Source organism: Phyllobacterium sp. P5_D12, assembly GCF_054049495.1.
Window position 1 is genome coordinate 1 of the sequence record NZ_JBFUMG010000167.1, and the last position, 8860, is coordinate 8860.

Sequence of the window (8860 nt, forward strand, 5' to 3'; positions counted from 1 at the left end):
GTTGCCGATCTCTTCAAGAGCGATCCGCTGGTGATTATAGCGTCGGATGAGCGCGATGTAGTCGGGGTGAGATCGAACTTTCGCGGCGAAGATGTCCAGATATATCGCCTCAGAGCGTCTCCGGAAGCGGCCCGCGCGCTGCTGCTTGAGTATGTTCAGGACGCCAATGCGCTTTCCACGACTCCGGAATTCTACAATTCAATCACGACCAACTGCACGACGACCATCGTCAAGATGATGCGGGCCGTCGGTGATGTGGTTCCTCTGGACTGGCGGCTGATCGTCAATGGCTATCTTCCAGAATACGCCTATGAGCGCGGCGCACTCGACACCAGTCTGCCGCTTGCGGAGCTGCGGGAGCGTGCTCATATCGCTGAGCGGGCCAAGGCAGCAGGCCTCACGCCGGACTTTTCCCGGCTTATCAGGGTCGGTGTGCCATCTCCGACTGCCGCAAAAGAGTGATACCGTCGGGACGACTCGAAGACAGAAACAACGACAACAGCAAAAGAAGTTGGGGGACTATTTTATGAAGATTTCCGTGGGGTTTATATCGATGCTGGCTGCCGGACTCCTCGTCGCCCTTCCGGCGCGGGCGGCTGATGTCGTCTCAGCGATCGCCCCCGAACTCAACACGACCGAAAAGGATGGTTGGACCTTTGCCTTCAGTCCATATTTCTGGGCGGCGGGACTATCGGGCGAAACGGCACAGTTTGGCTTGCCGCCAGTTCACATAGATGCCGATTTCGGCGATATCCTGGACGATCTCGATTTTGCTGCCATGGCGATTGGCGAGGCACGCTATGAGCGTTACAGCATTTTCGGCGATATCATGTACACCAAGATATCGAGCGGCTCGGCAACACCACGAGGCATTCTCGCCGAAGACGTTGACGTGTCTTCGCAAACCTTCGCAGCCTTGGTGGGGGCAGGCTATTCGATCCTGCAGAGTGACAGAGGCACGCTGGATGCCGTCGCTGGCGCAAGGGTATGGTATGTCAACACCGATATCTCGTTCAGTGGCGGCATTCTCGACGGCCGCCAAAGCAGCGACAGTGCGACCTGGGTCGACGGGCTTGCGGGTCTGCGGGGCAAGTATTCACTTACCAACAGAGTATATCTGACCGGCTGGGGACTTGTCGGCGGCGGTGGTGCGAATGTCGACTGGGACGTCGCCGGCGGTATCGGCTACGAGTTCAACAAGACGGTATCGGCGGTTTTGGGGTACCGGGCGCTGGGTGTTGACTACAGCAGTGACGGATTTGTTTTCGAMGTCGTCCAGCAGGGGCCCATACTGGGTGTTGTCATGCATTTCTAAACCTGCATTGTCTCAAATAGTTCTCGGGCCGACATGCGCACTGCCAGTGGCGCTGTTGCCACGAAAAAGTGGGCAAGCGCCGCCGAAATTTTAGGAACCAGTGTAAAAATTCTCGTGCATTTCCCCTTGATGAAACCTGGGAACCTCGATTGACCTTTATGTTTGTTTTTGCCTTCGGATATCGAACGGGATGACATCGGCTTTATCGAGCGCCGTTTCGATCTCGCCTGACAGGCAATGGACCATTTCCGCGTATTCCGCGCAGCGCTGCTCCCGGATTGGTTCAATCGATATTTCCCAGCGCTGCAATGCCGCCTGCGCATCCGCCAAGTCGGTGCATAAATCTCGGAAATCATCACTCTGCGCAGCCAGTCGTTCGATCGAGCGGCCTCGTTTGGGAAAGCTGCGTTGAGCGGCAGCCACGCCCTTGTCCATGTCAGAAACTCCCTTCTATCGCGACGAACGGTTGCCACGACGTATGCAATAATGAGTTGCTCGCCGCATCATCATGGACGGAACACGGTTTGGGGAGTAGGTTACGGTAATATACGGGCAAAATGCCGGTCGGCTCTTTTCATCGGGGGATGAAATCACAATGCAAGGCGCCACGAAGGCTGGCATAGATCGGCCCGAGCAGATTGTACTGCAGCCACCCGCTCCCGAGGATATCCGCGCCCAACTTGATCGCATCATGGCCAGTCCGGATTTTCCAGACACCGGTCACGCGCATTCATTCCTGCGATATGTAGTGGAAGAAACTCTATCTGGCCGTTCCGAGCGCATTAAAGGCTATTCGATAGCGATCGAGGTATTCAAGCGCGACGAGCGATTCAACCAGGACGATCCCGTCGTTCGGATCGAGGCGGGGCGGTTAAGAAGAACGCTCGAGCGATATTATTTGGTCGCTGGCCAGAACGATCCCGTCCGGATCGACATTCCAAAAGGCAAATATGTTCCGTTCTTCAGCTGGAATGGACCAATGGGGGAGGGAGTTGCCCACCGCGATTCGGAGCGGTCATCCAAGTCTCCTTCGTGGCGCACGAGATGGCCCATTCTGTTAGGTTTGCTCGGCATCCTTGTTGCGACTTTCGGCTATTGGATGGCAGGCCCTCTTGCATCGTCAACCACCGCAGCCGGCCCCGATGGGCCGACGCTGATGATCGCGCCATTTGCCAATTTCAGTGAAGGACCGGAGGCCAATCTCTATGCGCTCGGCCTCACCGAGGAGCTTTTGACCGCTCTTCCCCGCTTCAAGGAGATCAAGGTCTTCGGACGCGAAACTTCAGAGGCCTTCCCGCCGGAAGTGGACCCTTCGCGTGTCCGCAGGGAACTTGGGGCCAACTATCTGCTTGCCGGTGCAGTGCGTGTCTCCGGTGATCGCGTGCGGGTGACCGCACGTTTGCTTGAAACAAAAACCGGCGCAATTCTTTGGTCCCAGACCTACGACGATGACGTTCGCTCGCGCGGGCTGTTTGCCATTCAAACCGACGTTGCAAATCGGGTCGCAACCGCTGTGGCCCAGCCGTATGGCATTATTTCAAAAGCGGTCGCCTCCAGTCCCCCGCCTGACGACCTTGGCGCTTACGACTGTACGCTGCAGTTCTATGGCTACCGTGCCGAATTGAGTGTGGAAAAGCACAGTAAGGTTCGCATGTGCCTTGAAAGCGCTGTTGCCCGCTTCCCGTCCTATGCAACGGCGTGGGCAATGCTGTCGATCTTGTATCTCGACGAGGACCGATTTGGTTACAACCCGACGTCCGAATCTTCAACTCCATTGGAGCGGTCGCTCCATGCCGCCCGACGTGCAGTAGAACTCGATCCGGGCAATACGCGTGCGCTGCAGGCCTTGATGACGGCGTTGTTTTTCAACCAGCAGCTGACGGAAGCGCTCCGTGTAGGTGAGCAGGCGCTCGCGACCAATCCCAACGACACGGAACTATTGGGTGAGTACGGTGTGCGCTTGGCCATGGGCGGACAATGGCAACGCGGCGCAGCGGTACTGGATCAGGCGCTGGCGCTCAACCCCGGCGGTGCGGGCTACTACCGCGGCAACAGGGCGCTGGCTGCCTATATGCTGAGCGACTACGATATGGCGGTCGTCGATATCAGACAGGCGAACCTGCAGAAATTTCCGCTTTTTCACATTGTCGCGGCCGTGATCTACGCGGAGCGCGGGATGATGGAGGACGCCGCGCGCGAGGGAACCTTGTTCATGAAAATGCGTCCCGCATTTCTTCCCAACATTACCGCGGAACTCACGAACCGCAACTTTCAACCTGAGGATCAGTTGCGCGTCATTGCCGGTCTGCGCAAGGCGGGCATGCCAGTTCCGGCCGAGACGGCAGAAACCACTTCGCTACCGCTTCCCACCACCGACCTTCCTTCGCGGTAGCGGCGGCCTCCAAATTTGGGAGTCCGTCAAATTCCGGACCGCGATCTAGCTCCGCAGTGCGATTGATACCTGTAACATACGAGATGTTACGGGCGTAATTCCTTGGTGGCGCGTACACTTTCCAGGCCAATAGGAAGGCTTTTTGAGTGGTCGGGTCTGAATGCCAGTCCACCGGAATTTTACAATTATTGCGTGGGAGGGGCCAAGGATGATAATTGCTCAATATGCGATGCGGACCATCACAGCATCTATCTCGTCGGCCGCACTCGCCCTGACAATTGCTGCGGGAATGCCAACGGGCGCGACGGCTGCCGAAGCCGATGCCAAGACATTGCTCAAGGCGATGTCGGACTATCTAGCTGCACAGAAAGCAATTTCTTTCAACTACGACACCAACCTTGAAGTCGTCACCAAGGACCATCAGAAATTGCTGCTTGCAAGCTCGGGCAAGATCGAGATGGGGCGGCCTGACAAAATTCGTGCCACCCGCCATGGCGGTTTCGCCGATGTCGAGATGGTGTTTGACGGCAAGACGCTGACCGTGCTGGGCAAGGATGCCAATCTCTATACTGAGGTCGACGTGCCGGGCACCGTTGAAAACCTGGTCGACCAGTTAAGAGATACACTGCACAGGCCGCTTCCAGCCGCCGACCTGATCCTGCCAAATGTCTATGAGGAGCTGATGCGCGATGTGGTCGATGTCAAGGACCTTGGCAGTGGTGTGATCGCCGGCACGGAATGCGACCACCTTGCATTTCGGGCAAAGGAAGTCGACTGGCAGATCTGGATCGCCCAAGGCAAAAATCCCTATCCTTGCAGATATGTGATCACCGCAAGTCAGGTAGATCAGGGGCCCCAATACAGCATCCAGATCAGTGACTGGAAAACCGGCATCGACGTCGTTGCCGACGACTTCAGTTTCAAAAACAAATCGAAAGCCGAAAAGGTGGATCTGGAGAAGCTGCCCAATATTGACGAACTTCCTGATCACTTTACCCCCGGAGGCACGAAATGAACACGGCAAGGAAACTCAGGATCGCCCTTGTGGCCGGGATCACGGGATTGTTCGCACTAGAGGCGGGATCGGAGTTCTCGGTTCCCAGCCTGTACAGCTTTGTCGGCACAGCCGAGGCTCGGATCGGCCGTCCCCTCACGCCCGTCAGCGTAGCCGGCGTGGCACGACGCACAGTCAGAAGATGTGCTGTGGGGGTTTATTATTGTTAGCCGGGGAGACGTATCGTTCTCGTAGCACGGCTGTTTTTTCAAAGGGCATGCGTTGGATCGTGGTACTGGCGGTCGCCGGTATTGCTACAGGCTGTGCCGGGAGACCGAAGAACGTGTTGTCACCTGTGGCCGACACGTCGCCATCTTCGAGCAAGGTTGAGATGCTCGTAACAACGACGCGAAGCCGTTCCAGCGTTCCCGGTCAAATGTTCAGTGGCGAGCGCGGGCTGACACCGTCCTTCGCTGACATAACGGTTTCGATTCCGCCAGGCAAAGTGCGAAAAGTGGGTGAGGTGGCTTGGCCGAAGAAGCTTCCCTCCAACCCGCTAACGGACTTTGCGGTTCTGAAAGCGGACGCATTGACGTTAGACGGAGCCAAATCATGGCTGAACGCTACAGTGAAGAAAAACCCCGATCGTAGCGTCATTGTCTTCATTCACGGCTTCAACAACCGCTTTGAGGATGCCGTCTATCGTTTCGCACAAATTATGCAGGATTCGGGCATCCCTAACACGCCCCTGTTGGTTACCTGGCCTTCGCGCGGCAGCTTGCTGGCCTATGGATATGACAGAGAGAGTACGAACTACACGAGAAATGCCCTCGAAACACTGTTTCAATATCTCGCTAGAGATCCCGAGGTAAAGGACGTCTCCATTCTGGCGCACTCAATGGGCAACTGGCTCGCCCTGGAGTCCCTGCGCCAGATGGCCATCCGTAACGGCAGACTGCCAGCGAAATTCAAGAACGTCATGCTTGCCGATGCTGATGTCGATGTCGATGTGTTCCGTTCCCAGATTGCAGACATGGGGCCGCACCGCCCGCAGTTCACTCTTTTCGTTTCCCGCGACGATCGCGCGCTCGCGTTGTCTCGGCGGGTATGGGGGGACATACCGAGAATTGGCTCCATCGATCCCGAACAATCGCCCTATAAGGAGGAACTGGCCGCCAACAGGATTACGGTGATCGACCTCACCAAGATCAAAGCCGGCGACAGTCTCCATCACAGCAAATTTGCCGAATCCCCACAAATCGTAAAACTCATTGGTGCCCGCATCTCGCAAGGGCAGACCTTGACCGACAGCAGGGTTGGCCTCGGCGACAAGATCCTCGAAGCGACGACCGGAACGGCGGCAGTGGCAGGCGGCGCTGCTGGATTGATCCTTTCCGCTCCAATCGCCGTCGTMGATCAAAATTCCCGGGACAACTATGCAAATCACATCGCTGGGTTAAGCGGAAAGTCTGGAGTGCAAAAGGCGGCGCGTAACCGTTGTAAGCCCAATTCGCTTCAGCCAACCACGTGCGATTGAAGTTTCGGCGAGCGTGGTGACCGCTGACAGCTTCTCCGTCTTCTGGTTGCCTGCAACTATCCTCATCCCAATCATGGGTTGAGCAACCATTTTGAGGGGAGTGAACCAAATGCGAATTGCCGTTTCCGCATTAATATTTATGATGATAGCGCTTGCTGCTTGTCAGTCGGCGGGTGACGATGCTGGCGTTCCAGCCTCGTCTGTTCCGGCCGCCATGGACGCAACCGCCACGACCACGGGGGGAGCACCGGTCGACCTCGCTGATCTGGTAAATGCTCCTGCCGCCGGTACTCAAAACCAGCTGCGGTTGCGAGGCTACGCATTTACCCAGCAGCAGGGCTCGACGTCGTATTGGTGGAATCCAAGAACGACGATCTGCGCAACGACAGTAACCAGCAACGGGAAGTTCCAGACAATCGGAACGGCAACAGCGCGCTACTGCGGTCAGGAGTAGTTGTTCGCGTTCGTGGTGCAGCGTCTCAAAATGCGGGTGGCAACGGGTAATCTCGGACGTAGGTTACAGTAAGATACTCCCCGCAAGAGCAGCGCTTGGATAGGTTTCACTGCACCAAGATTGTAAGTGAGGGGCGATGGCTGCGGCAGCACTGATGGTCGGTGTAACAGTTACGTACTTCTCTCTATCGCCACTACCTGCAATCGGTTGGAACGAGCCGAAAAGGCAGTCATGTAATGAGGACTGGGGATGTATATGACGATCTTGCGCTTGGGATTTCTGTCCGCTTCTGTAGTCTATGCAGTTATCCCTGCCGCGCAGGCACAAGAGAGTGCAGCGGACCTTGCCAAGAAACTCTCGAACCCCATCGCTTCGCTCATCAGCGTGCCATTCCAGGGCAACTATGATGGCGGCTACGGCCCGAACGATGGCAGCAAATACACCATCAACGTTCAACCTGTCATTCCGTTCACCTTGAACGAGGACTGGAATGTCATCTCTCGCACCATCGTGCCGGTTGTCTGGCAAAACGACATCGCGGGACGGTCCGGCGATCAATTCGGGCTTGGGGATACGACACAGAGCCTGTTCTTCTCGCCCAAGAAGCCCACGTCGAGTGGTATCATTTGGGGCGTCGGTCCCGTCTTTCTTTTGCCAACCGCGACGGACGATTTGCTGGGTGGCGGGAAGTGGGGCGCGGGCCCGACCGCCGTGGTCCTCAAGCAATCCGGTGCTTGGACCTATGGCGCTCTGGCAAACCAGGTCTGGTCGTTCGCGGGTGAGGACGATCGTCACGACGTGAACTCAACGTTCCTGCAACCCTTCATTTCGTACACGACGAAGAGCGCCTGGACCTTTGCGCTGAACACCGAGAGTACCTACAATTGGCAGGCCGAACAATGGTCCGTTCCCATAAACTTCACGGTCGCGAAGCTCGTGAGGATAAACAAGCAGCCAATTCAGTTGACCGCAGGAATCCGTTATTGGGCCGAGAGCCCTGACGAYGGCCCCGACGGCTTTGGTGCACGCTTGGCCATCACCTTCCTGTTTCCGAAATGAGAAAGACCGGCGCTGCCTGCCGGCGCGAAACTTAGGGAGAGCTGTGTGAGACGCACGAATTCGATAACTCATCCAATGATAGAGGAGTACGGCAAATGTTGACGAAACGAGATCTACTTCGCTCTGCCGCGGTGATCGCCGCCGGCGCCGCGATTGCGAAGCCAAGCCTGCTGATGGCGCAGAGTTACCCCGGCATCATCGAGGCCAAGGACATCGCCGAGGAAGGCTTCATCTACGGCCTGCCGCTCGTGATGAATTATGCGGTTATGCAAGAGTTCGCCGTTGACAGGAACTCGGGGCAGTTCAAGGCACCGTTCAACGAAATCGAAAACCAGCACCATGTCGCGACCCCAGAGGATACGGCGGTCATTACGCCGAACAGCGACACACCTTACTCGTTCATCTGGCTGGATTTGCGCGCTGAACCGATGGTTATCTCGGTGCCCAAGGTCGAAAAAGATCGCTACTACGCCGTCCAGCTCATCGACGGCAACACCTACAATTTTGGCTATATCGGCACACGCGCCACGGGGACCGCGCCGGGCGATTATCTGGTGGTCGGCCCCGATTGGAAAGGTGAAGCGCCCACCGGGATCAAGAAGGTCTTCCAATCGACGACGCCGTTCACGCTCGCGCTTATCCGCACTCAACTCTTTAGCCCCGATGACATGCCCAACGTCGAGAAAATTCAGACGGGCTACAATGCGCAGCCGCTTTCTGCCTTCCTTAAACAAGCCGCCGCGCCTGCCGCGCCCAAGATCGAGTTCCTTCCTGCCACAACTGCCGGGATCAAGGATAACTTTTTCCAATATCTCGACGCGGCCCTGCAAACCGTCCCTGAGACGCCAAGGGACAAGGCGATACGCGCGAAACTTGCGAAGATTGGCATCGGTCCCGGCAAGACCTTCGAGTTCAAGGATCTATCGCTCGAACATAAAGCCGAAATCCTGGTGGCCATGAAGCAGGGTGACGAGAAGGTCGACAAATGGCTGGCCAGCGGAAACAAAAACATCAACGGCTGGAACGTCGGCTCGTTCTTCGGCGACGAGGCCTTCTACAACGGCGATTGGGTGATGCGGGCAGGCGCTGCTAAGGGCGGTCTCTTGGGC

10 protein-coding genes are annotated in these 8860 nt (G+C 56.8%); 9 read left to right on the top strand and 1 reads right to left on the bottom strand.

Annotated features, from left to right (window positions below):
• Together ACXJ5O_RS12885 and ACXJ5O_RS12890 are read left to right on the top strand one after the other, a co-directional pair.
• A partial coding sequence (locus tag ACXJ5O_RS12885) for a lipoprotein N-acyltransferase Lnb domain-containing protein (protein ID WP_457300230.1) occupies positions 1-462 on the top strand: 462 nt, incomplete at its 5' end.
• A 64-nt stretch (positions 463-526) separates the two neighbouring features.
• Complete coding sequence (locus tag ACXJ5O_RS12890; RefSeq protein WP_457300231.1) at positions 527-1315, top strand: hypothetical protein; 789 nt, start codon at positions 527-529, stop codon at positions 1313-1315.
• A gap of 156 nt (positions 1316-1471) precedes the next feature.
• Here ACXJ5O_RS12890 and ACXJ5O_RS12895 read toward each other — a convergent pair whose 3' ends face one another.
• Positions 1472-1750: a hypothetical protein gene (locus ACXJ5O_RS12895; RefSeq protein ID WP_457300232.1), complete on the bottom strand. Its 279-nt coding sequence runs from the start codon at positions 1748-1750 to the stop codon at positions 1472-1474.
• A gap of 160 nt (positions 1751-1910) precedes the next feature.
• Between ACXJ5O_RS12895 and ACXJ5O_RS12900 the strand changes: the two genes are divergently transcribed.
• From ACXJ5O_RS12900 to ACXJ5O_RS12930, 7 genes are all read left to right on the top strand, one after another.
• Entirely contained in the window at positions 1911-3707 is a 1797-nt protein-coding gene (locus tag ACXJ5O_RS12900; RefSeq protein ID WP_457300233.1) for an adenylate cyclase, read from the top strand.
• A gap of 208 nt (positions 3708-3915) precedes the next feature.
• Positions 3916-4722 carry a DUF2092 domain-containing protein gene (locus ACXJ5O_RS12905; RefSeq protein WP_457300234.1) on the top strand — a complete coding sequence of 269 codons (807 nt, stop codon included), beginning with the start codon at positions 3916-3918 and terminating at the stop codon, positions 4720-4722.
• Entirely contained in the window at positions 4719-4931 is a 213-nt protein-coding gene (locus ACXJ5O_RS12910) for a hypothetical protein (protein WP_457300235.1), read from the top strand. Before ACXJ5O_RS12905 ends, ACXJ5O_RS12910 begins: the two co-directional genes overlap by 4 nt.
• A gap of 47 nt (positions 4932-4978) precedes the next feature.
• Complete coding sequence (locus ACXJ5O_RS12915) at positions 4979-6238, top strand: alpha/beta hydrolase (RefSeq protein WP_457300236.1); 1260 nt, start codon at positions 4979-4981, stop codon at positions 6236-6238.
• Positions 6239-6347: 109 nt separating this feature from the next.
• A complete protein-coding gene (locus ACXJ5O_RS12920) occupies positions 6348-6692 on the top strand; it encodes a hypothetical protein (protein ID WP_457300237.1) in 345 nt (114 codons plus the stop codon).
• Positions 6693-6947: 255 nt separating this feature from the next.
• A complete protein-coding gene (locus ACXJ5O_RS12925) occupies positions 6948-7751 on the top strand; it encodes a transporter (protein ID WP_457300238.1) in 804 nt (267 codons plus the stop codon).
• Between the two features lie 95 nt (positions 7752-7846).
• The coding region (locus ACXJ5O_RS12930; RefSeq protein ID WP_457300239.1) for a DUF1254 domain-containing protein at positions 7847-8860 on the top strand (1014 nt) is incomplete at its 3' end.

Bases quoted from the DNA above. Each gene is read 5' to 3' on its own strand.
- ACXJ5O_RS12905 (WP_457300234.1), top strand. From the start codon at position 3,916: ATGATAATTGCTCAATATGCGATGCGGACCATCACAGCATCTATCTCG.
- ACXJ5O_RS12900 (WP_457300233.1), top strand. From the start codon at position 1,911: ATGCAAGGCGCCACGAAGGCTGGCATAGATCGGCCCGAGCAGATTGTA.
- ACXJ5O_RS12895 (WP_457300232.1), bottom strand. From the start codon at position 1,750: ATGGACAAGGGCGTGGCTGCCGCTCAACGCAGCTTTCCCAAACGAGGC.
- ACXJ5O_RS12920 (WP_457300237.1), top strand. From the start codon at position 6,348: ATGCGAATTGCCGTTTCCGCATTAATATTTATGATGATAGCGCTTGCT.
- ACXJ5O_RS12910 (WP_457300235.1), top strand. From the start codon at position 4,719: ATGAACACGGCAAGGAAACTCAGGATCGCCCTTGTGGCCGGGATCACG.